19 protein-coding genes are annotated in these 22,570 nt (G+C 46.4%); 13 read left to right on the top strand and 6 right to left on the bottom strand.

Annotated elements, in window-relative coordinates:
- Positions 1 to 26: 26 nt before the first annotated feature.
- Positions 27 to 866 carry a tetratricopeptide repeat protein gene (locus OCU60_RS22715; protein ID WP_074372040.1) on the bottom strand — a complete coding sequence of 280 codons (840 nt, stop codon included), beginning with the start codon at positions 864 to 866 and terminating at the stop codon, positions 27 to 29.
- 309 nt (positions 867 to 1,175) lie between these two features.
- Here OCU60_RS22715 and proV point away from each other — a divergent pair, with 309 nt between their 5' ends.
- The 4 genes from proV (at position 1,176) to OCU60_RS22735 (ending at position 6,256) form a co-directional block, all read left to right on the top strand.
- Positions 1,176 to 2,363 (top strand): glycine betaine/L-proline ABC transporter ATP-binding protein ProV, encoded by a 1,188-nt coding sequence (proV, locus tag OCU60_RS22720; RefSeq protein ID WP_074372041.1) that lies wholly within the window; start codon positions 1,176 to 1,178, stop codon positions 2,361 to 2,363.
- Positions 2,364 to 2,365: 2 nt separating this feature from the next.
- Positions 2,366 to 3,385: a glycine betaine/L-proline ABC transporter permease ProW gene (proW, locus tag OCU60_RS22725; RefSeq protein ID WP_074371954.1), complete on the top strand. Its 1,020-nt coding sequence runs from the start codon at positions 2,366 to 2,368 to the stop codon at positions 3,383 to 3,385.
- Positions 3,386 to 3,634: 249 nt separating this feature from the next.
- Complete coding sequence (gene proX, locus OCU60_RS22730) at positions 3,635 to 4,624, top strand: glycine betaine/L-proline ABC transporter substrate-binding protein ProX (protein WP_370738665.1); 990 nt, start codon at positions 3,635 to 3,637, stop codon at positions 4,622 to 4,624.
- A 285-nt stretch (positions 4,625 to 4,909) separates the two neighbouring features.
- Entirely contained in the window at positions 4,910 to 6,256 is a 1,347-nt protein-coding gene (locus OCU60_RS22735; protein ID WP_074372042.1) for a magnesium transporter, read from the top strand.
- On the opposite strand, the gene OCU60_RS22740 is transcribed toward OCU60_RS22735, so the two are convergent.
- The gene (locus OCU60_RS22740; RefSeq protein WP_074372043.1) at positions 6,253 to 7,035 is read right to left on the bottom strand and encodes a transporter substrate-binding domain-containing protein; all 783 of its coding nucleotides are present in this window, start codon (positions 7,033 to 7,035) and stop codon (positions 6,253 to 6,255) included. The two genes, OCU60_RS22735 and OCU60_RS22740, sit on opposite strands and share 4 nt — an antisense overlap.
- A gap of 59 nt (positions 7,036 to 7,094) precedes the next feature.
- On the bottom strand, positions 7,095 to 8,021 hold the full coding sequence (locus OCU60_RS22745) for a LysR family transcriptional regulator (RefSeq protein WP_074371956.1): 927 nt from the start codon (positions 8,019 to 8,021) through the stop codon (positions 7,095 to 7,097).
- 134 nt (positions 8,022 to 8,155) lie between these two features.
- Between OCU60_RS22745 and OCU60_RS22750 the strand changes: the two genes are divergently transcribed.
- The 4 genes from OCU60_RS22750 (at position 8,156) to OCU60_RS22765 (ending at position 11,162) form a co-directional block, all read left to right on the top strand.
- A complete protein-coding gene (locus OCU60_RS22750; protein ID WP_074371957.1) occupies positions 8,156 to 8,926 on the top strand; it encodes a 5-oxoprolinase subunit PxpA in 771 nt (256 codons plus the stop codon).
- Positions 8,927 to 8,968: 42 nt separating this feature from the next.
- Entirely contained in the window at positions 8,969 to 9,220 is a 252-nt protein-coding gene (locus OCU60_RS22755; RefSeq protein WP_074371958.1) for an acetyl-CoA carboxylase, read from the top strand.
- A gap of 93 nt (positions 9,221 to 9,313) precedes the next feature.
- Positions 9,314 to 10,195, top strand: coding sequence for a 5-oxoprolinase subunit B family protein (locus OCU60_RS22760; RefSeq protein WP_074371959.1), 882 nt, complete (start codon positions 9,314 to 9,316; stop codon positions 10,193 to 10,195).
- Entirely contained in the window at positions 10,185 to 11,162 is a 978-nt protein-coding gene (locus OCU60_RS22765) for a 5-oxoprolinase subunit C family protein (protein WP_074371960.1), read from the top strand. The genes OCU60_RS22760 and OCU60_RS22765 overlap by 11 nt, the downstream gene beginning before the upstream one ends.
- A gap of 444 nt (positions 11,163 to 11,606) precedes the next feature.
- Here the strand turns inward: OCU60_RS22765 and OCU60_RS22770 are convergent, their stop codons facing one another.
- The gene (locus OCU60_RS22770; protein WP_074371961.1) at positions 11,607 to 12,212 is read right to left on the bottom strand and encodes a DNA-3-methyladenine glycosylase I; all 606 of its coding nucleotides are present in this window, start codon (positions 12,210 to 12,212) and stop codon (positions 11,607 to 11,609) included.
- 348 nt (positions 12,213 to 12,560) lie between these two features.
- Here OCU60_RS22770 and OCU60_RS22775 point away from each other — a divergent pair, with 348 nt between their 5' ends.
- From OCU60_RS22775 to OCU60_RS22790, 4 genes are all read left to right on the top strand, one after another.
- Complete coding sequence (locus OCU60_RS22775) at positions 12,561 to 13,013, top strand: hypothetical protein (protein WP_074372044.1); 453 nt, start codon at positions 12,561 to 12,563, stop codon at positions 13,011 to 13,013.
- 37 nt (positions 13,014 to 13,050) lie between these two features.
- On the top strand, positions 13,051 to 15,180 hold the full coding sequence (locus OCU60_RS22780; RefSeq protein ID WP_074371962.1) for an EAL domain-containing protein: 2,130 nt from the start codon (positions 13,051 to 13,053) through the stop codon (positions 15,178 to 15,180).
- A gap of 323 nt (positions 15,181 to 15,503) precedes the next feature.
- On the top strand, positions 15,504 to 15,860 hold the full coding sequence (locus tag OCU60_RS22785) for a diacylglycerol kinase (protein ID WP_074371963.1): 357 nt from the start codon (positions 15,504 to 15,506) through the stop codon (positions 15,858 to 15,860).
- A complete protein-coding gene (locus OCU60_RS22790) occupies positions 15,857 to 17,578 on the top strand; it encodes a phosphoethanolamine transferase (protein ID WP_074371964.1) in 1,722 nt (573 codons plus the stop codon). Before OCU60_RS22785 ends, OCU60_RS22790 begins: the two co-directional genes overlap by 4 nt.
- 93 nt (positions 17,579 to 17,671) lie before the next feature.
- Here OCU60_RS22790 and OCU60_RS22795 read toward each other — a convergent pair whose 3' ends face one another.
- Positions 17,672 to 19,405, bottom strand: coding sequence for a phospho-sugar mutase (locus OCU60_RS22795; protein WP_074371965.1), 1,734 nt, complete (start codon positions 19,403 to 19,405; stop codon positions 17,672 to 17,674).
- Between the two features lie 369 nt (positions 19,406 to 19,774).
- On the opposite strand from OCU60_RS22795, the gene aroG reads away from it, so the two are divergent.
- Positions 19,775 to 20,842 (top strand): 3-deoxy-7-phosphoheptulonate synthase AroG, encoded by a 1,068-nt coding sequence (gene aroG / locus OCU60_RS22800; RefSeq protein ID WP_074371966.1) that lies wholly within the window; start codon positions 19,775 to 19,777, stop codon positions 20,840 to 20,842.
- Positions 20,843 to 20,960: 118 nt separating this feature from the next.
- On the opposite strand, the gene OCU60_RS22805 is transcribed toward aroG, so the two are convergent.
- The gene (locus tag OCU60_RS22805) at positions 20,961 to 22,295 is read right to left on the bottom strand and encodes an MATE family efflux transporter (protein WP_074371967.1); all 1,335 of its coding nucleotides are present in this window, start codon (positions 22,293 to 22,295) and stop codon (positions 20,961 to 20,963) included.
- Between the last annotated feature and the right edge of the window lie 275 nt (positions 22,296 to 22,570).

A 22,570-nucleotide genomic window follows, 5' to 3' on the forward strand; every position in this document is an offset into this window, starting at 1 on the left:
CCAATCGTCATGATTGATTGATGACACTACTCCTGAGAAGGAGCCGTCAGCAAACTGTCAAACGTCTTATTGCCGTGCAGTCCTTCAAAGTCTGATTCTTCAGCAATGAACTCGCGCAGTGAAGGGCTGAGATCAACGGCGAGCTGTAGATCGATAATCGCCTGTTCTTCTGCGCCCAAACACGCGTAGGCACAAGCGCGTTGATACAACGCCGGGCCGTTGGTTTCATCGAGCTCAAGCACGCGGTTACATAAGCTCATTGCCCAGTGATATTCTTTCATTTCCATCACAGCGTCAGCTTTATAGGTCAGTGCTTCTAAATCTCCCGGACGAATTTTCAGAATTTCATCATAAACTTGCACTCGTTGTTCTGGTGTTTGCACACTCTGTGCTCTGAGCCACAAGTTGTGAATCTCATTGATAATCTCAATCTCGCGGTTATTGTCAGTGATGATCCGTGTTTTACGCTTCAGATCGCGCTCCAAGGCCAGAAATTTTTTCTCATAATCTTGCGCAATTTTATTTAAGCGTTTATCGGCCAGCTCACGCGTGTTGTTTTTCACCTCTTTCAATGAATGCCAGCCAAATAAAGCGATCAATGACGCGGCAGCAGCGATAATGTAAAAGAAATAAGTAACCGTAACATTGGCATAATTCATTGATTTATCGGCAACGCTCAATTCCCGATCCGTTATCTGGATGGTCAGACGGCGCTCCAGATCTTGTTGATCTTGTCGTAGTGATTTCAGCTCATCAAGAATATAGCGCTCGATAAGCGGACGCTCCAAGATATCAGTTTGCGAGTATTTCTGTTCCGGTTCTGCAACGGCAGTTCTCAGAAAAAGAGACAGTATAATTCCAACCATCAGTATAATTTTTAACACGGCAGACCCCTTATTTTTAAGACCACTTATCTTTCACACGGCAAGCGTCATCCACATTGTCTAATGAAATACAGCACGAAACAATCCACAGTAGATAAAAAAACAATTAATTTGTGCACAAATAATTCCACAAAAACATGAAAAAAAAGGAGAAATAAATAATCATTTAAAATCAACATGTTATATAGATAAAAAAACATCAAGAAACAGAAGCGCTTGATTTATATCCAATTAATGCTTAGAGTTCATTACATATAGTTGTTAATTTTAAACAATATGGGTCATGATGACATGGAAGCTATCTTAGAAGTAAAACAGCTTTACAAAATATTCGGAGAGTCAGTTGACACCGCCTTTCCCTTAATGGAAAAGGGGCTGGATAAAGACCAAATTTTTGAAAAAACAGGTCTCACTGTCGGTGTCAAAAATGTATCGCTCTCGATTCAGGAAGGCGAAATTTTCGTAATTATGGGACTGTCCGGCTCCGGAAAATCAACACTAGTCCGTTTGTTAAATCGTTTAATCGAACCAACCCAAGGCAGTGTCCTGCTCAAAGGGCGGGATATTGCACGCATCTCCGCGCCAGATCTCCGCGAAGTTCGGCGTAAACAAATTTCAATGGTTTTTCAGAATTTTGCACTGATGCCACACATGACAGTGATCGACAATACTGCGTTTGGCCTAGAGCTGGCGGGGATTGATAAAGCAACCCGCTATCAACGCGCCAAAGATGCACTGTCACGAGTCGGACTGGATGCTTACGGGGACTCTTTCCCTGATGAACTTTCCGGAGGCATGAAACAACGGGTCGGACTTGCCCGGGCATTAACCAATGACCCGGATATCCTGTTAATGGATGAGGCATTTTCAGCACTCGATCCGCTCATTCGTACTGAAATGCAGGATGAGCTGATCCGCTTACAGAACGATGATAAACGGACCATTGTTTTTATTTCCCATGATCTGGATGAAGCCATGCGTATCGGTGATCGAATTGCCATTATGCAAGATGGTGAATTCATTCAAGTCGGCACCCCGGACGATATTCTGCACAATCCGGCCAATGATTATGTGAGTTCCTTCTTCCGCGGCGTGAATGTCGCCAACATTTTCACGGCAAAAGATATTGCCCGGAGAAAAATCGCCACGCTCCTGAAAAAACATGACAATGATGGACCAGCCGCTGCACTACAACTGTTACTGGATAATGACAGGGAGTTTGGCATTGTCGTTGATCGGGGCTATAGCTATGAAGGCGTTGTCTCCATCGATTCACTCAAAGAAGCTCAAAAACAAAAACGCTCACTCTACAGTGCACTCCTGCAAGACACGATTCATGTTCATGCCGACACTCCCATCAGCGAATTAATCGGTCAAGTTGCGACCGTCCCTTACGCGCTGCCTGTCATCGATGACAATAACCGCTATCTGGGTGTTATCAGTAAATCCCGATTACTTCAGACTTTAGACAGAGAATAATTATGGCAATGGAATCCTCACAAAACGTTGACCCTTGGGCGACAAGCACCACAGCGAACAGTGACTGGTTAAATGCCAGCACACCACCACCAGAGACATTTCACTGGTTACACCCATTTAAAGACGCAGTCATACCCTTTGATCAATGGGTAGAAACGGCACTCAACTGGTTAGTAGAGCACGGACGGCCGCTATTTCAGGCGATCCGTGTTCCAATCGATTTAATCCTCAGCTCATTCCAGACCGCATTAGTCGCCACACCGGCCCCCGTCATGTTAGTGATACTGTTTCTGCTGGCTTGGCAAATGGCGGGGCTGCGCATGGGAATCATTTCACTGGTTTCATTAATTGTGATCGGTCTGGTCGGTGCGTGGAATGGAGCAATGGTGACATTGGCCTTGGTCATGACCTCGGTATTTTTCTGCTTACTGATGGGGCTGCCGCTCGGCATCTGGCTAGCTCGGAATCAGACGGCCGCGAAAATAATCCGGCCGGTGCTTGATGCAATGCAGACAACCCCTGCGTTTGTCTATCTCGTCCCCATTGTGATGCTGTTCGGGATTGGCAACGTCCCCGGGGTCGTCGTGACCATTATTTTTGCACTGCCGCCCATCGTTCGATTGACCATCCTCGGTATCCAACAAGTCCCCGAAGAGCTGGTTGAAGCAGGTCATGCTTTCGGTGCAAGCCCGAAACAGATGCTGTATCGCATTCAGCTTCCTTTAGCGATGCCATCGATCATGGCTGGCGTAAACCAGACACTGATGCTATCACTTTCTATGGTGGTCATCGCTTCAATGATTGCCGTGGGCGGATTGGGACAAACCGTATTACGCGGTATTGGTCGGCTCGATATGGGGATGGCAGCCGTTGGGGGACTTGGGATTGTGATTCTCGCCATTCTGTTGGATCGAATTACGCAAACCATCGGCATCGCAACCCGGGATAATAAAAGTCGTTGGTATCACGCAGGTCCCGCCAGTTTCATTTGGCGACTGGTTGCAAAAGCAAAAACCAATTAACCAATTAACCATGGTTACCAAATAACAAAGCCATGACGTACGAGGAAATACCGCCAGTCAGTCACGAACTCAACCATCAGTCTCGTTTCTGATTGGCTGACCATAGAACCGGACCTTCACATCAATGAAGTGTGTTCCAGCGGTTCTTTTCCTTGAGGCCCGAAAGCCTCAAATGCGGAACATAGAGGATATTCGGGCATTGATAAGCTCATCTATATAAGGAAATCAAATATGAAATATACACGGAGAATGTTGATAACCACCGGTCTGGTATTATCAGCGTGTCAAGCCTCACTGGCTTTCGCTGAAGATTTACCCGGAAAAGGGATTACGGTTCAGCCCGTACAATCCACAGTTGCAGAAGAAACCTTTCAGACGCTGATCGTCAACAAAGCGATGGAAGCTTTAGGCTACACCGTGTTACCCACCAAAGAAGTCGATTACAACGTCGGCTATACCTCGATTGCCAAAGGCGACGCAACTTACCTTGCTGTCGGCTGGTTCCCCCTGCACGTCAACAAATATGAAAAATCAGGTGGTGATGACGCGTTCTATGTTGCAGGCAACTATATTTCTGGTGCTGTGCAGGGTTATCTTATTGATAAAAAAACAGCCCAGAAATATAAGATTACTAATATTGAACAATTAAAAGATCCGAAACTGGCGAAGCTCTTCGATACCAATGACGATGGTAAAGCGGATCTCACCGGATGTAACCCCGGTTGGGGATGTGAAAGTGTCATTGAGCATCAGTTAGATGCCTACGGTTTACGTCAAACCGTGACGCACAATCAGGGTAAGTATTCAGCACTGATTGCTGACACAATCGCTCGCTATCACAAAGGCCAACCGATTCTGTATTATACATGGACACCATATTGGGTCAGTGGTGTATTGGTTCCGGGAAAAGATGTTGTCTGGTTGCAAGTACCGTTCTCAGCATTGCCCGGCAATCGGAAGAACATCGATACCAGTCTCCCCAATGGTAAAAATTATGGTTTCGAGATGAACACAATGAAAATTGTTGCAAACAAAAAGTTTGCGCAAGATAACCCAGCCGCAGCGAAATTATTCTCACTCATGAAGCTCAACATCAACGATGTGAGTGCGGAAAACATGATGATGAGTCAGGGGAAAAATAGTACCGCGGATATTGAAGCGCATGCCAATGGTTGGATCAAAGCTCACCAGAAATTATTTAACTCTTGGATAGAACAAGCGAAAGCCGCAGCGCAGTAGTCACCACGCTAACCCATTCTGAAACCATCGTCAGGTCGCTCTTGAGACCTGTCTGATGGTTTCAGACATATTCTCCCAGAATCTCGCCACTTCCCTTTAATTTTTGTTCCTGCTGTTTTTATTCTTGAGTATCATAGCCACCCAAGTAACCGCAGGATTCGGTGTCTCTTTAAGACCACACATTCAGGAAACGGTCTGCCCCAATGGACATCCCATAGCAATATGCTCCGGTGCAGATCTTTCTTGATGCCATATGGTGCTGAATACATTCTCGGAGTGAAAAAATTGAGCGTTCAAGAAGACTTATCCTTATTTATTGAATCACTGACACAAGCCGATGAGATTGAACAGTCAAAACAACTGACCTCATATCTGAATCACGGCATGGATTCAGATACTGTGGCACGTTTACTTGAAGCATTAAAAGTAGAGCAACGGGTCAAACTCTGGCGTGCTTTACCACTTGAATTTCATATTCCCGTTCTGACGGAAATGCGCTCAGAAGCACGGATTTCAGTGATTCAGAGTCTGACACCGATAGAGCTAAAATTAATCCTCGCGAAACTGGATAACCTGTCGCTGCTGGAGTGGGAAGATTCCCTGCCTGACGATATCATCAGTGAAGCACTACGATTAATCAGCCGGGATGAATTGGAGCTTTATGACCAAGCCAACCAGTATCATGACAACCAGCTGGGTCACTGGGCAAACCGTAAAGTGTTTACTTTGCCGTTCAATATTCGGGTCAGTCGTGCCAGAATCTTGTTGGATAAATATCAGGATGGCCCGACACCTTATATTTATCTGATCAATAAGGATAAAAAATTCCGAGGCCTGATCAGTTCCGCTGAGTTGCTGACCGCTGATCTTTCAGCACCGCTGAGTTCACTGAATAAAACCAATCTCACCCAACTCAAAGCAACCGCACCGCTTTCAGAAGCCGTCAGTGCGCTTGAGCATTCGGAATACCCGACGCTCCCCGTACTGGGGGATTACGGCATCTTAATCGGTGCGGTTGACTGGCAGTTTACGCTCAGTGTTCAGCGAGAAATTTACGAAGCCCGCCTGATGGCGGGGACCGGTATTCACGAAGGGGATGACTTATTTGCACCCGTTTTCAAAGGGGCACAAAAACGGGGGGTATGGCTCGGTATTAATCTGCTGACCGCAATTCTGGCTTCGATCACGATTGGAGTCTTTGAAAATGTAATCGCGCAAGTCGTTGCGCTGGCCGTTTTGATGCCCATTGTTGCCTCTATGGGTGGCATTGCCGGCAGCCAAACCCTTACGTTAATGGTGCGGGCGATGGCTTTAAACCAGATCACGTCAGGCAACCGGTGGACCTTCCTGAAAAATGAATTGGGGATTGGCGCATTGAACGGCCTGCTCTGGGCATTGATTATCGGTGCACTCACTGGCCTGTGGTATCAATCGCTGGGATTGGGAATGACAATCGCTTTCGCCATTGTCGTCAATATTGCAACGGCTGGATTGTTTGGGGTTTTAATCCCGATACTGCTGGATAAATTCAAGCTGGACCCTGCATTGGCAGGCTCTGTCATCCTGACAACCGTCACCGATGTTGTCGGCTTTTTTGCTTTCCTGGGGACGGCGGGTGCAATTTTACTTTAAGCAGAATGACTGTCCGGTGTATTGCACTCAAAAGGTTGATGCAATGCATGTTTGACCATGAACTGTCGCTCGATCCCTTTGAGTTTAATGTCATCCAGAATCAGGTTGACCATATTGAGTAATCGCTGCTGCCCGAGAGGCAGCAGATAACTGAATTGATGTTGTTCCGTCGGTGTCAGTTCCCGAATGGCAATCAATGAGGATTCGGTTGCCTGATAAAACTGCGCAAATGGTGTTTCGGCCATCATCACATCGATCTGCCCGGCGTCTACGGCCAATGGCATATTCAAGTAGTTCTCAAACGCCACAATAGTGGCTGCCGGAAAATACTGTTCAACCAACGTTTGATAAACTTGACCAACATGCACACCAATTTTTACCTCAGGACGGTTGAGCTGTGCAAGGCTACTGAAGCGTGATTGGTTGTCTGCTGTTGCCATCAACACATGACGAAAAGTGAGGTAACCTTGCGTCTGCTCAACCTCATACTGACCAGAGACTGAGCGAGGAATACCGCCCATCGCGATATCAAACCGGTCAGAATACAGCCCGGAGACCAGTGCCTGCCGTTCAGTCAACACTAATTCAACTTCAACTCCCAACTGCTCAGCTAAATAAGCTGCAATATCAATGTCATAGCCAGAAAAGTTCTCACCATCAAAGTAGGATAGCAAGTGATAATCTCCCGGAGTGCCGACCCGCAAGCGGCCCCGTTTTCGAATATGTGCTAATTGATCAGTCTGAGTGATAAAACGTAGACAACCGGCAATCAATATCATCCATTCAACCACTTATTTGTTTGATGTACCCAACCGATCTGCTCATATCATCCGGATTTTTATAACACCGTATTCCTGATCATATTCTGCTGCGGAGTGAGGTAGGCTTGCTGTAAATATCGCCGAATAGCCAGCATTGCTTGGGTAAAAGTTTTACCACGCTTCCAAGCTAAGCCGACACTCATCGGATCGATCACATCATCCAGAGAACGTGTTTCAATCCGCCGCCCCTCTAAAGACCACGGCCTGTAAACGAGATCAGAAAGAATGGCGACGCCCAATCCGTTCGCAACCATACTGCGGACCGATTCCACTGAACTGGTGCGGAGTATCACATTGGGTTGCAACGATTTACGACACCAGTAACGCATAGCACTCACATCAGCTTCATCCACCGTCAGCATGATAAACGGCTCTTGTTCAATATCTTCCAAAACCAATGTTTTCTGCTGACTCAACCGATGGTGACTGGGTATCCAGAGCCTGCGTTCAGAACTGAATAATTTTTCAGAAACAACCTCTGACGCTATTAAGTTATCCGTCAATACAATCGCCATGTCAATTGAACCATCTAATAATTTATCTTCAATCTCCATCCGCTCAAACTCGTACAAATCAATTGAGATATTGGGGTACCACTGTCTCAATCGCTGTAAGTGGTAAGGCAACAGATATCCCAACGCCGTATAAGTGGCCGCGAAGCGAACGGAACCACAGGCTTCTTCATCCGTATGTGGCATATTCAGCGCTTCATCAACACTTCTCAGAACCTGATAAGCATTATTCAAAAAGTGACGCCCCTGATCCGTCAACGTGACTCCCTGAGTGCTGCGCACAAACAAGGCCACCCCAAGTAATGATTCCAATTCCCGGATTGCAGTGGTCACCGCTGATTGTGAGATATTCAACTGAATGGCGGCCTGAGAAACCTGCCCAAGTTCAGCTGCTGCAACAAAATATTTCAATTGCCGAATGGTCATTGACATATGTTTATCTCTCAAGGTATCTGATTTTCAGATACCACAATATCTAAAAATAAATCTTTTTTACAGTACGCAAAAAGCTATATATTGAACGGGTTGCGTAAATATATAACCATAAATAATGGTGGTAGAAAACGATGTTATCTGTTGATGTAAACTCTGATATCGGAGAAGGATTTGGCCATTGGTCTGTCGGTGATAACGCAGACGCACAAATCATACCGCTTATCAGTTCTGCCAATATTGCAACCGGGTTTCATGCGGGGGATCCATCCACAATGTATACCACCGTGGAACTTGCCAAAAAACATGGTGTTTCGGTCGGGGCGCATCCCGGGTATCGAGATCTACTCGGTTTTGGTCGTCGCCATATTCATACTTCAGCCCCCGAACTTATTCACGATATCATTTATCAGGTCGGTGCTTTGAGAGAGATGGCATCCGCTCACGAAATGACTTTACAGCATATCAAACCACACGGTGCATTATACATGCATCTGGCAAACGACTACGAAGCGGCTAACTTATTTATTCATCAGCTCCACCGTCTTGCACCAGAACTTATTTTATATGTGATGCATGGCTCACCGCTCCATCAGCTTGCATTAGACAAAGGCCACTCCGTCATTTGTGAATTTTATGCAGATCGAGAATACGATCAAAGTGGATCAATCGTCTTTACCCGGAAAACCGGAATGTTGGATCCGAATCAGGTTGCAAACAAAATCCTCAAAGCGTGTCGCGAAAACAAAGTTACGACCATTGATAATCAGGAAATTTCTGTACAATTCGACTCAATCTGTATTCATAGTGATGCCCCGGGCGCATTGGCACTCGTTCAAGTCGTCAGACAAACGCTGGAACAAGCCGGTATTTCGATTCAGGCGCCAAACCGTATGAATAATTAAAATGGTATATCACCAAGATTGAGGTAAAAATTGAGGTAAAAAATGACAAATACATATCAAGTCACCTCGCCGTTGCCCGGTATTTTTTATCGGCGTCCGGCGCCTGACGTAGCGGAATTTGTCGCTGAAGGGAGTGAGATACACCGTGGTGAGGTGATTGGATTAATTGAAGTGATGAAACAATTTTCTGAAGTCACTGCAGATGTCGATGGCATCCTAAAATCGTTTTATATTGAGAACGAAGCGTTTATTGAACCCGGCCAAGTAATTGCCAGTATTGAAACGCAAGAGTAACCCGATACTCTCGAAGTTAAAACGATAAAAATGGTCGATGCAACAGCCTGTCAGGAACATTCACTGACCAGCAAGAGGAAGGAGAATTAGGACATGTCTGAACAATCAATCCGGTACTCTTTCGGGGGCGATGAGCATCTATTTGCAGAGATCTCCGAGTCTATGTCTCTGCCTGCATTTTTCCGTGGGTTGGAAATAACCAATCGCTTGAAAGCGATGAATTTATCGGGGATTCTGGATATCTGTCTTGCCAACGCATCGTTTCAAGTTCGGTTTAATCCCGACCGGATATCACCACAAACATTGCTGGACAAAGTAAAATCCCTTGAGAGTGCGCGTAGCACAGCCCATCATCTCAACACTCGGATCATTGAGATTCCGGTGTATTACAATGATCCTTGGACACACGAAACGCTGATGCGTTTTCGGGATAGACATCAATCGCCTGAACAAACCGATTTAGAATATGCTGCGAGTTTAAACGGGCACGGCAACATTGAAGACTTCATTCGTGCACATAGCCACTCCCCCTGGTTTGTCTCGATGGTTGGATTTGTTGCCGGGCTCCCCTTTATGTTTCAGATGGTCGAGCAAGAACAGCAACTTGAAGTCCCGAAGTATCTGACACCCAGAACAGATACGCCCAAACAGACTGTCGGTCACGGTGGATGTTTTGGCTGCATCTATTCCGTCAAAGGCGCAGGTGGTTATCAAATGTTTGGGATGACCCCCGTCCCGATTTACGACCCTCTGCAATCGATGCCCCACATGCAGGAATCGATTGTGTTTTTCCGTGCGGGTGACATCGTGAAATTCCGTCCGATTGATCAGTTGGAATACCAACAAATCACTCAGGCGGTCGAGTCAGGGACTTATCAACTTCATACCCGGCCATTCAGATTCGACTTACAGGAATACCTTGCCGATCCAGAAGACTACAAACGTCGCATCATGGAGGCGCTTTATGTCAATTAAAGTCATCAAACCCGGCCTCAGTACAACCGTACAAGATGGTGGACGCGAAGGCTATTATCATCTGGGCATTCCGCCCTCGGGCGCCTTGGATCAGTTTTCGATGAAAGCGGCCAATCTATTGGTTGGAAATCCGGTCACTGAAGCGGTCCTCGAATGTACACTTTTGGGGCCAGAGCTGGCGTTTCTCAGCACAACGCTGATCGCAGTATGTGGGGCAGATATGCCACCCATGATCGATGGCGAAGTGATGCCGATGAATACGACCCTCAAAGTGCAGGCAGGCCAAAAACTTAACTTTGGCTACCCTCTGAAGGGCGCCCGAATTTATCTGGCCGTTGCCGGCGGATTCAATCTAGAGCCAACCTTAGGCAGTCGTTCAACCTATGTGTTGGGCAGCTTGGGGGGCATGAAAGGACGAACCATACAAAAAGATGACCTGCTGACGATCGGTTCCCCCACCGTGAAAGTCAGCAAAGGTCGCACGATTCCCAAACGGTTCTTGCGGCCGATTCATAAGGAAACAACGATTCGGGTCGTTGAAGGGCTATATGCGCATCGACTGATGCCAGCAAGCCTCCGCCGTTTCTATCGAGAAGAATGGCTGGTCGGCAGCGAAGCAGACCGCATTGGTTATCGCTTTAAAGGCGGTCACTCACTTGAATTCAAACCAAGAGTTCAGCCGTTTGGTGCCGGTTCTGATCCATCAAATATTGTCGATGCCTGTTATCCGATCGGCTCCATCCAAGTCCCGGCGGGTAAGGAACCCATTGTGCTCCTTCGCGATGCCGTCTCAGGCGGTGGTTATGCCACTATCGGGACTGTCATCAGTTCAGACCTTGATCTGATCGGTCAAATGCAGCCCAATTACAAAGCTCAGTTTGAGTCGATTACGATCGACGCAGCACTACAGGTCAGAGAAGAAACAAATTTGCGTTTACAGCAACTCTATGAACATCTGATACTGTGAGATAGGGGTGACTGCATCAATATCGAATAAAAAAACCATGGCCGTCATCTGTATGACAAGTCATGGCTTTTTGTGCCGACTGATGTTTCTATCTATCATCGAACATGACCAAAGTCTCTATCATGACACTCATTTTATAACCTCATCAAACGCGTCAATCTTAGCGGTTGATACGGAAGTAAAGCGTCAACAAGACTCCAGTACATAACATCACCAATCCAACTTCGATAACCATTCTGCTTTCTCCATTCGATCAAATCATTACTGCATCATTTGCGATAATGAACATAGATGAATATAAACTTTATTATAATTGTAATGATATTAGTCACTATAAAGTGATTACTTAATTATATAGTTCTCAGGGTCTCGGTTGTCAAAATGAATGGATACGTTCCACAGTGGAAATCGCGATTGTCTCATTTATGAGAATTGTGATGACGACTATGGCCGTTGAAAACCAGCCCGAACTTGTGCCACTTTTTCCCGAATCACACAGCCTTCTTCATGATCATTGACCAGTCCCATTGCCTGTAAAAATGCATATATCGTCGTTGGCCCGACAAACTTCCATCCCATCTTTTTCAGTTGCTTCGACAAAGCTACTGATTCTGGTGAAATCGATACCGATTGCGGTTCTGGTAACGTGGCAGGATCCGGCTCATAACGCCAGAAAAAAGCTGCCAGAGATCCTTCCTGAGCCACCAGTTCCTGCGCTCGTTTCGCATTGTTAATCACTGCTTCAATTTTTCCACGATGCCGGATGATACTGGCATCCTGTAACAAACGCTCGACATCCTGCTCGGTAAACTGAGCCATTTGGTTAAAATCAAAATTCAGAAAAGCCCGCCGAAAATTCTCTCGTTTGGCCAGAATCGTTCGCCAGCTCAAACCCGACTGAAAACTCTCCAGACATATCTTTTCAAATAGGGTTCGGTCATCATCGACCGGAAATCCCCATTCATGATCATGGTAGTCAAGAAAATCAGTGGTCGTGCTACACCACCGACACCGCTTTTGACCATCAGGGCCAATATATTCATCACTCATATTTTTCTCTCAAACATATCAACAAAAACAATAATAAACGGAAAAAATGCGCATCAGGGATATAATCTTTCATCTTCGATGCCAATTAGATATATTATGTGAAATTCAAGCAAATCTATTCAAAATCTAAATAGACTTCTTAGAAATAAATAAGTTACAATTTATTAACAATTTGGATGGTGAGCACCGTCGCAGACTCAAGATGATGTTGTCTTTTTTTAATATAAGATATCGTAGAAAATATCAGGAAGTGTCTCAAATAACCTGCTTCTTGACTTTATTTCTGATTTTTCTCCCCCAAGAAAGTTATGCCGCTCTCTATAAAGTCAGCCTAGAGTGGGTGTGCTGATGAGAAGAGCACCGCAACGACATCGCTTCTATCACATATTTAGCTTTTGGCTGGTGCTGAACCTATTCAGTTTATGTCCGCTCAGTTACGCCAAATCCCAGCCGAGTATTCTTGTCATCGCCAATGTGGCATCACACCTGCCAGCATTAACCCATCATGAAATCCGACAAATATACATGGGCGGGACACTCAGCCGTAAATATCAAGCGGTTGCTTTAGAGGTTGGCAACCCCACCCGAATACGGTTCAATACTAAAGTGATTGGTTTAACCGAAAGTCGGATTCAATCCTACTGGGCACAATTGCTGTTTACGGGACGAAATCACCCACCACTCGAATTCTCATCCGTTAAAGAATTACTGAACTATGTCACAAAAACAAATAACGCGATCGGCTACGTTCCGGCTCCAGTGGCGCTCCCTCACAATGTGATTGTGGTTTATCAAAAATAACGACTGGCTAGAATACAACCAAAAACAGGATGGCTTGATGTTAGCAGGGATTCATAAAAAACTGGGTATCCGAGGAAAATTTCTCTTCATCAGTACACTGTCGATTGCACTTTGTGCACTCTCAGTTTTTATGGTTTCTCTTAAAGAGTACGAAGCCATATACATTCATTCTGTAAAAAACAACCTCCAAGCTTTAATCGACAATGTTGCCGATGAGCTGCTCTTCACTTTTTCAGAGGAGCCGGACAGGTTCATTCTAAAAAATAAACTCCTCTCTTTCGAAAGATATGATCACATCCTCTATGCCGATGTTTATGACGCAAACTGGAATTTACTTGAACGCTACTCCAAAACGTCAGCCAAGCCGATTCATATCATTGATAATCCGCATTATCAGTCGCTCATTGCCCAAAAAAAACCATTCCCGGTGACACATATTGATGATTTTCTGGTGAGTGTGGACACCATTGGCAACCCGAATTTTCCGGTTGGCTATCTGGAAGTCGTCCACGACTTCAACCAGCCGATTGCCAGTAGCCGGCGCGATCTTCTCATCAAGGCGATTCCTCTGGTATTGCTGATTCTGGTCATGTCTCTGGTCATTTCTTGGTATATGTTTCAGCGCATCGTGACACCTTTGATCCGCCTCTCGGCATTTACCAGACAGGTCAAACACTCCAGAAATTATACACTCCGCCATGCCGCTGAAGGCGTCAGCGAGGTGTTGCACCTGAGCCAAGATATCAATTCAATGCTGGAGACGATCAATCAAGAACATCAGCTCAATCAAGAACAGAATAAAAAACTGCGCCAACAACAAGTCTCCATGTTTCATCTCGCCAATTACGATCATCTCACCGATTTGCCAAACCGACGCTATGTGATGGAAACCCTGAGACAATATCTACTCAGTGCGCAACAGCATCACACCGATATGGCGATTTTTTTCCTCAATGTAGACCGTTTTAAAGATATTAACGATTTGATGGGACACACGGTTGGTGATGACCTGTTACGCCATCTGAGTCATCTCATTGCAAGGAGTCTACGGTCAAATGACACGCTTGCCCGCCTTGGTGGTGATGATTTTCTGGTGGTATTGCCCGATTTGCCGGATTCAAGTATCGCCAAACAGGTTGCCCAAACAATTACCGACCAACTGAAAACCCCGATTACCATCGGCCAGTGGAAAATCCAGACCAGTGTCAGTATTGGTATTGCGATGGCCAAAGCGTCCGATTTCGACATCGATACCCTGATTTCTAACGCTGATATTGCGATGTCTCACAGTAAAAACGTTGGCAAAGGGTCATATCGGCTGTTTAAGCCTCAAATGTTACGTCAGAAACGGCGCACGTTGCAGATCATCAACCGCATCTCAGCGGCAATTGATAATCATGAATTCTTTTTGGTTTATCAGCCCAAAGTATCTCGCCAAGGTGAGGTGATTGGATTTGAGGCACTCATCCGGTGGAACAACCCAGATCTGGGTATGATTGCCCCTTCTGAATTTATTCCTATCGCAGAAAATGGTGGCAAAATCAGCGAAATTACAAGCTGGATGCTCTGTCAGGCAATTCAGGATTTAGATGAAATTCAATCAATTAGCCTCCATCCCGTCGTCGTCTCCGTCAATATTTCATCGAAAGATTTAATGACAACTCAACTGGAAAATGTCCTGCATCAGGCTTTAGCAACCCATCACCAAGATATTGCCCGACTGCAGTTCGAAATTACCGAGTCCAGCTATCTGGAAAAATTTGATTTAGCAAACCAATTCTTCTCTCGTATCCGGGCGCAGGGGAGTTCAATTGCACTCGACGATTTCGGGACCGGCTATTCATCACTGAGCTATCTGAACCGTATTGATATCGATACCTTAAAAATCGACCGTCAGTTTGTCGTCAACTCATTTAACAGTGATAAAGATGCTTCGGTTCTCAATGCCATTCTGGCGCTCGCCCAACAGCTCGGATTACACAGCTGTTGTGAAGGTGTAGAAACGGAAGAGCACGCCCGTTACCTGATAGAAAAAGGATGCGATAGCCTGCAAGGGTACTACTTCTCTACCCCGGTGCCATTGGAAAATTTAGCGCAGGCCGTCTATTCATCGATACAAAACTATTACCGGTTATTCACCGCTTTCGAACCACACGCTCACGATTGATCGTCGACAGGCCATTAACCATACAGCCCCGCGGACACCACTCGAATCGCCATAGACTGCTTATCGTATCATTCGCAATCCTGACTTCTCGCTGTAATCGCTTGCCAAGGTCATCCTGCAATGGCCGATCATTTAACCAAACTGAGTTCGCATTTTTTACCCGCCCGGTATAAGGAGAAATCGTACCGGTCATCCCCGCCTGCGCTTTAAAGGTGACATCTCTTTTCTCCTTCTTAAGTCAATCTTAAGACTTGCTCATTACGATAATCCAATGTTTCAACCACATGTCAGATTTTTTACGACCTGATTCATATGAGGATGTTATGAAAACAAGTCATCAAGGGCTCAAGCGGGTCTATTTCGCCACCATTTATTCGATGAAAGGCCTCCGCTCGGTCTGGATTCATGAAGCCGCCTTTCGTCAGGAGGTGATGGTCTCCATACCACTGATCATCCTCACCTTCTGGCTCAATGTCGCGTCAAGCGAGCAGATGCTCATGATTGCATCGTTGATCCTGATTTTAATCGCTGAACTGTTTAATTCTGCCGTCGAAGCTGTTGTTGACCGGATCAGCGACGAATTTCACGAATTAAGCGGCAGAGCCAAAGACATCGGCTCTGCGGCTGTTTTTATCACTATTTTACTGACTGCTTTTATCTGGACGTGGATTTTAGTATGAAAATTAATCGCACTATGACGTTTTACCCGTTCTCATACACCATCATGACGCTGATCCTTTCAGCTTATTTTGCCATATTTCTCAACCTGCCGATTTACTCGGATTTGAAGACCATTTTCAACAAGCTTGAGACGGTTGATACCGGCTTTATCATCTCAATTCCGCTATTTTTCTTCTGCACCTTAAATATTCTCTTTGCGCTGTTTACTTGGCCGAAAATCACCAAGATCTTCTTTTCTATTCTGATCATAACCTCAAGCATCGTCTGTTATGCGAGTTACAATTACGGTGTCATTTTTGACATCGATATGATCCGTAATATCGTCGAAACCAACGCCGGTGAGGCGACCTCATATCTGAGTATGAACTCTGTTTTGTGGGTCATCATTCTGGGGATCATTCCAACCATTTCGCTCTGGTTATCGCCGATCCGTCCAGAACGCAGCGTCCTGCGCTTAGTCGGTAAAAAGCTCCTGACGATCGGCATATCGCTACTGGGGATTATCATCATTGCCATGTTCTACTATCAGGACTACGCCTCCGTCGGCAGAAACAACAGCTATTTGCGGAAACTGATCATTCCAACCTATTACGTACATAGTCTCGACCGTTTTATCCGCGAAAACTATCTGACAGCACCGATGGATTATCAACAGCTCGGTCTGGACGCCTATCAACCCACGCCAACCGCCAGTAATGGTAAACCGACACTCTTTGTTTTTGTGTTAGGAGAAACAGCCAGAAGTCAAAACTATCAGCTCAATGGTTATCCGAGAGAAACCAATCCATATACCAGCAAGTCTGATGTGATCGCTTTTCAACACGTCTCGTCATGCGGAACCGCGACTGCGGTGTCTGTCCCTTGTATGTTCTCGCGGCTGAATAAGTCTGACTACAATGAGCGAGTGGCACTCCATCAGGACAATGTACTGGATATTCTCAACCGGGCTGGTGTCGATGTTCTCTGGCGCGAAAATGACGGCGCAGATAAGCATGTCCCCGCTCGCCTTCGGGAAGAAAACTTATCCCGGAGCAGCAGCAACCCATTGTGTAATGGCACAAGTTGCCTCGACATCAAGCTGCTTGAAGATTTTCAGGACAAAGTCGCCTCGATGAAAGGGAATCGGATCATCGTCCTGCACCTGATAGGCAGTCACGGACCCACATATTATCAGCGCTATCCGAAAGAATTTGCCGCATTCCAACCAGACTGCCCGAGAGCGGATATTGAAAACTGTACTCAGGAACAGTTAATCAACACCTATGATAATACGATCCGCTATACCGATTACGTTGTCGGGCAAACCATCGACCAACTGAAATCACTGGAAGATCGCTACAATACCGCCATGATCTATATGTCCGATCACGGTGAATCGTTAGGTGAAGACGGGGTTTATCTGCACGGCCTGCCTTATAGCATCGCCCCGAAATATCAGACGCATGTCCCACTGCTGCTCTGGATGTCACCAGGATTTAAACAAACCAAATCAGTCAATGAAGCTTGTCTGAAAACGGAGGCGCAACAAGCCCGGATCTCTCACGACTATCTTTTCGATACGTTGTTGGGCGCGCTGGATGTCACCACCCAAGCCTATCGTCCACAGCAAGATGTCTTTGCCAAATGCCGTGCATCCAATCCGGCCATGGCGATAGTGCAGCTATCGAAAAAATCGGCCGCTCCCCCTACGCCGCTCATCTCGACTGACACGCCGTGAGCATAACCGGATAACGATACGGATAGCTCTCAATAAAAAAGAGCAGCGAATGCTGCTCTGGTTGGTTTTGTCGTTACATGCGCAGCAAACGCGTTATTGCAGATGGATCTGATGTTCAGCAATCAGCATACTCAATTGTTCATCTGCGCGCTGCTGCGCATTCTGAAATGCTTCATCTGCTGCAATGTCGGTCACCAGTTCGTAATAACATTTTAGTTTCGGTTCCGTACCTGAAGGGCGGACAATCACTCTGGCGCCACCATCCAATTGATACACCAATACATCACTCACCGGTAAATCAATCGATTCAGTCTGTCCGTCAGCCAAATGGCGTTGCGATGTCTTATAATCTTCCGTCACCATCACTTGACGTCCGGCAATCGTCTGCGGCGGGTCCGCTCGCAATGCATCTCCGATTGGTGGCGTCTCCGGTGATAAGGCGATACTTTTCTGGGCAGTCACATACAGACCGTGCCGACGATAAATCGCTTCAAGCCGATCCCAGACCGTTTGTCCATCACGCTTGAGTGCCGTACACATCTGCACAAACGCCAAGAGAGTTGATAATCCGTCCTTATCCCACACTTGCGTACCGATGGTGTAACCCAGCGCTTCTTCATACGCAAATAAGAATGGCAGGTCTGCATGCTGTTGCTGCATGGCAACATTTGTGAGCCATTTAAATCCCGTCAGCGTCTTAAAATAAGTGGCATGATAATGCTCGGCGATTTTCTCCAGCAGACTGGAAGAAACAATGGTATTACCGACCAGTACCTGTTGCGTGTGTCCTTTCTCTTTCTCTAACACTTTCTCTAACAAATAATCGCCTAACAAACTGCCGACCTGATCGCCGGTCAGCATCTGAAAGTCACCCGAAGAATGACGCGCTGCAACCGCAAAGCGATCCGCATCCGGGTCATTGGCACAAGCCAAATCCGCCCCCACTTGTTCCGCCAATGCAATCACGAGATCCATTGCCCCCGGCTCTTCGGGATTCGGGAAATTCACCGTCGGGAAACGACCATCGGGTTCACGCTGCTGTGCAACACTATGGACCTGTGTGAATCCGGCCTCCTGTAGCAATGCTTCAGCATAAGGTGCACCAACACCATGCATCGCGGTATAGGCAATCGTAATGTCATCCCCACTCTTTTCCTGAGCACCGGATTGTAATAATGGATGCTGATGTACCGCCAACCGATAGGCCTCGTAGTAGTCATCACTCAGCCATACGAGCCGCAACTCTGATTCAGCTTCGGTCAGACAAGTCGTGTGCAGTGGCTGCTGAGACGCCAGCTCAATCGCCTGTGCGATCCCTTGATCGTGTGGTGGAATAATTTGCGCCCCGTTTTCCCAGTACACTTTAAATCCGTTATATTCCGGTGGATTATGACTGGCGGTTACCACCACACCGGCTGCCGTATTCAGTTGACGAATCCCATAGGCAACCACCGGTGTCGGAGCGACTTGGTCAGTGAGGTATACTTTAATCCCTAACGCTACAAGCACGGATGCGGTATCGTATGCAAAATCTCTCGAATCCAAACGGCCGTCATAACCAATGATGACACCGCGTTCTTTGGCCTGATCGACCTGTTGAATCAGATAGTTGCCTAATCCGGTTGCCGTTTCCTGAATGACCAGACGGTTCATCCGGTTGGGGCCACAGCCCACCTTGCCACGCAGACCTGCCGTCCCAAACGCTAGACGACTGTTAAACCGATCTTGCAGTTCTTCCTGATTCCCGGCATCAATCAATGCTTGTAATTCATCTTGTGTTGTCCGATCTGGGTCTCTTGCCAGCCAACGAGAAAATTGTTCATTCATGGGAGATACCTTTGCATCATTTCGTGATCTACATGTTTTCATGATCAACATGTTTTCGTAATCAACAGTGTATGATAGATCACGGATTATTTGTGAGTACGCAATCGATAAATAATAGAAATCCTTCATCGTATTTCAGCCACAATGAGAGATTGAATACAATGTATACCTTGTCACAACACCCCTTCAAACGCAGTGTACACTATTTTTTACAAACAATGCTTAATGTAAAGATAGGTTTAATATTGCATTTACATAAAAAAAATGATTGCAACATAATATTGAACCCGATACCTTACGTAAGTTAAAACATCTGAGGGTACCGTCCCCTTGACAGATGTGTCGTGATAAGAGAGGAAGAAGAACCGAATGTTTCAGACTGATGATGTGAAAATAAAACGAATTAAAGAATTACTCCCGCCGGTAGCCATACTTGAAAAATTTCCGGCAACTGACGTTGCTTCTTCAACAACATTTAATGCGCGTAAAGCCATTCATAATATTCTGAATGACAAAGATGACCGTCTCCTTGTGATTATCGGACCATGTTCTATCCATGATCCTGAAGCCGCAATCGAATATGGCAAGCAGCTGAAAAAAATGCGTGATGAGTTAAGTGATAATCTGGAAATCGTCATGCGTGTCTACTTTGAAAAGCCCCGGACAACGGTTGGCTGGAAAGGTCTCATCAACGACCCGTACATGAATGATACCTATAAGATCAATGAAGGTCTGAAAATCGGGCGTAACCTGTTGCTCGAGCTGACCAATCTGGGCATGCCGACCGCCAGTGAGTTCTTGGACATGATCACCCCCCAATATATTGCCGATCTGATCAGTTGGGGCGCAATCGGGGCGAGAACCACTGAATCACAGGTTCACCGTGAGCTGGCCTCTGGTTTATCATGCCCGGTCGGGTTTAAAAACGGCACCGATGGCAACATCAAAATTGCAGCGGATGCCATTCGCTCAGCACGCGCATCTCACAACTTCCTTTCTGTAACTAAATTTGGTCATTCTGCGATTGTTGAAACCGCCGGAAACCCAGATTGCCACATTATTTTGCGTGGTGGTAAAGAGCCGAATTACAGTGCAAAACATGTTCAGGATGTCAAAGATAAACTAACCGAAACCGATCTGCCGCAAAAGGTGATGATTGACTTCAGCCATGCGAACAGCAGTAAGCAGTATCAGCGTCAAATGGTGGTCGCTGAAGACGTTTCAGCACAACTTGCTAATGGCGAAGAGCAAATCTTCGGCGTGATGATTGAATCGCATCTGGTTGCAGGACGCCAAGATTTAGTCGATGGACAAGCCCTGACTTATGGTCAGTCGATTACTGATGCATGTATCGGCTGGCAGGATACAGAGCAAGTGCTACGTCAACTCTCTGCTGCGGTTGAAGCGCGTCGCAAAGCAAAAGCAGCTCGCGCTTAATGCCGTAAGCGTTTATTCCCTCCCGGCTTGATTTAAGAATCACGCCATGAATAAAAACCCCGCTTGTCAGCGGGGTTTTTATTATCATAACGAACTGTCAGTCTTCGTCAGAAAGGCCTCAGTCAGACGATACCGCCTGCCCGATCTGCCGTATCGTTCTCCGATAAATCAGCCAGGCACACAGACCCGCAAGGATGTTGCCGATCATCGATCCGAGATAGATACCTTTCAATTCCGCTATCTGCGCACCGATCCACAAGCAAGGGAGGAAAAAGACAAACAGCCGCAACGCTGAGATCACCAACGCGGTGTATGATTTCGCCAACGCATTTTGGATCGACACCATCAACATACAAATTCCCAGCGGGCCAAGACTGATCGGGACAAAGATCAGATGCCATTGGAGTAATTGTTGAATCATCGCCGCATCGGACATCCACACCACAATCGAACCCGCCAGAAAAAAGACCAATACCGCAAGTACCGTCTGAAAAATCAGCACAAATCTCACCGCAATCCCGACCAAATGACGAATCTCGGTAATTTTTCGCTCACCAAGCATTCTGGCAACCATTGGCGGCATTGCCATCGTGAGTGCCAATACAGCCACCAGTGAGAAAAATTCAAACCGTGACCCCACCGCCCATGCGGCAACGGGTTCATTGCCGAATGAAGCCAGTATATGGGTTGCCATCATCGAAGAAATTGGCGGAAGTAACTGACTCACCGTTGCCGGTCCCATCACCTGTAAAATCGACTTCACACTGGCCCGGATATCCAACCCTTCCCATTGAAATGACATCCAGTGACGGGACAACACTTTCACCGCAACCACGGCAATGCCAATCCCAAACGCACAGCTCGTTGCCCACGCTGCGCCATTTATCCCTAAATCGAACGAGAAAATGAAAATCGGGTCCAGAATCAAGTTGACCAAACTGGTGATCATCATCATCGTGCCGGGGAGGATCGTATTACCATTGGCACGGCAGATACTATACAAGAAGTACAACACGGCACCGGTCCAGGCACTGATCAGCCAGACACTCCAATATTGATCGATAATGGGAAATACTTCCGGTGTCGCGCCCAGTAATGCCAGAATCGGATGGCGTAGTAGATAGATCAGCACTGTTAGCACTGCCACACTGATACTGCCGATAGTCAATATCAGACCACCCAACTGTTTTGCATCTTGCTGCTTACCGGCTCCGAGTACACGGGCAATCACAGATGTGGTCGCAATGCCCAGCCCGACCTGCAAACCAATGATGACCATTTGCATCGGTAGTGTGAACCCTTGAGCGGCCAGCGGCAAAATGCCCAATTGTGCGATAAAAATACTGTCAACCAACTGGAATCCCATCAGAGAAAGAACACCAAAGACCATTGGCCAGGTCATTTTGAAAAGCTGGCGACCCAGTGATTGCGGAACATTTACAGTTTTCTGCATAAAAATAAAAACTCTTCTCTCGTCAGATAAAATCAAACATCATCGACACTCTGCCCACCGAACATCAGCACGGGACAAGCATGGTATTCGACTTCACGAATTGTGCTCATCTTGACGCTGTCGGGCTAAAAGGAACGCTAGTCTACTGACTCTATGATGATTATCAAAGTACTCTTTCCCCGGTCACCATGATTTCATGATTCGGTTACATTTCACCATAAACTGTTGATTATTTGTCCAATCAGATACTAATCAGCGCTAAGTCACTAAAAATG

The organism is Vibrio spartinae (assembly GCF_024347135.1).
Classification (GTDB): domain Bacteria; phylum Pseudomonadota; class Gammaproteobacteria; order Enterobacterales; family Vibrionaceae; genus Vibrio; species Vibrio spartinae.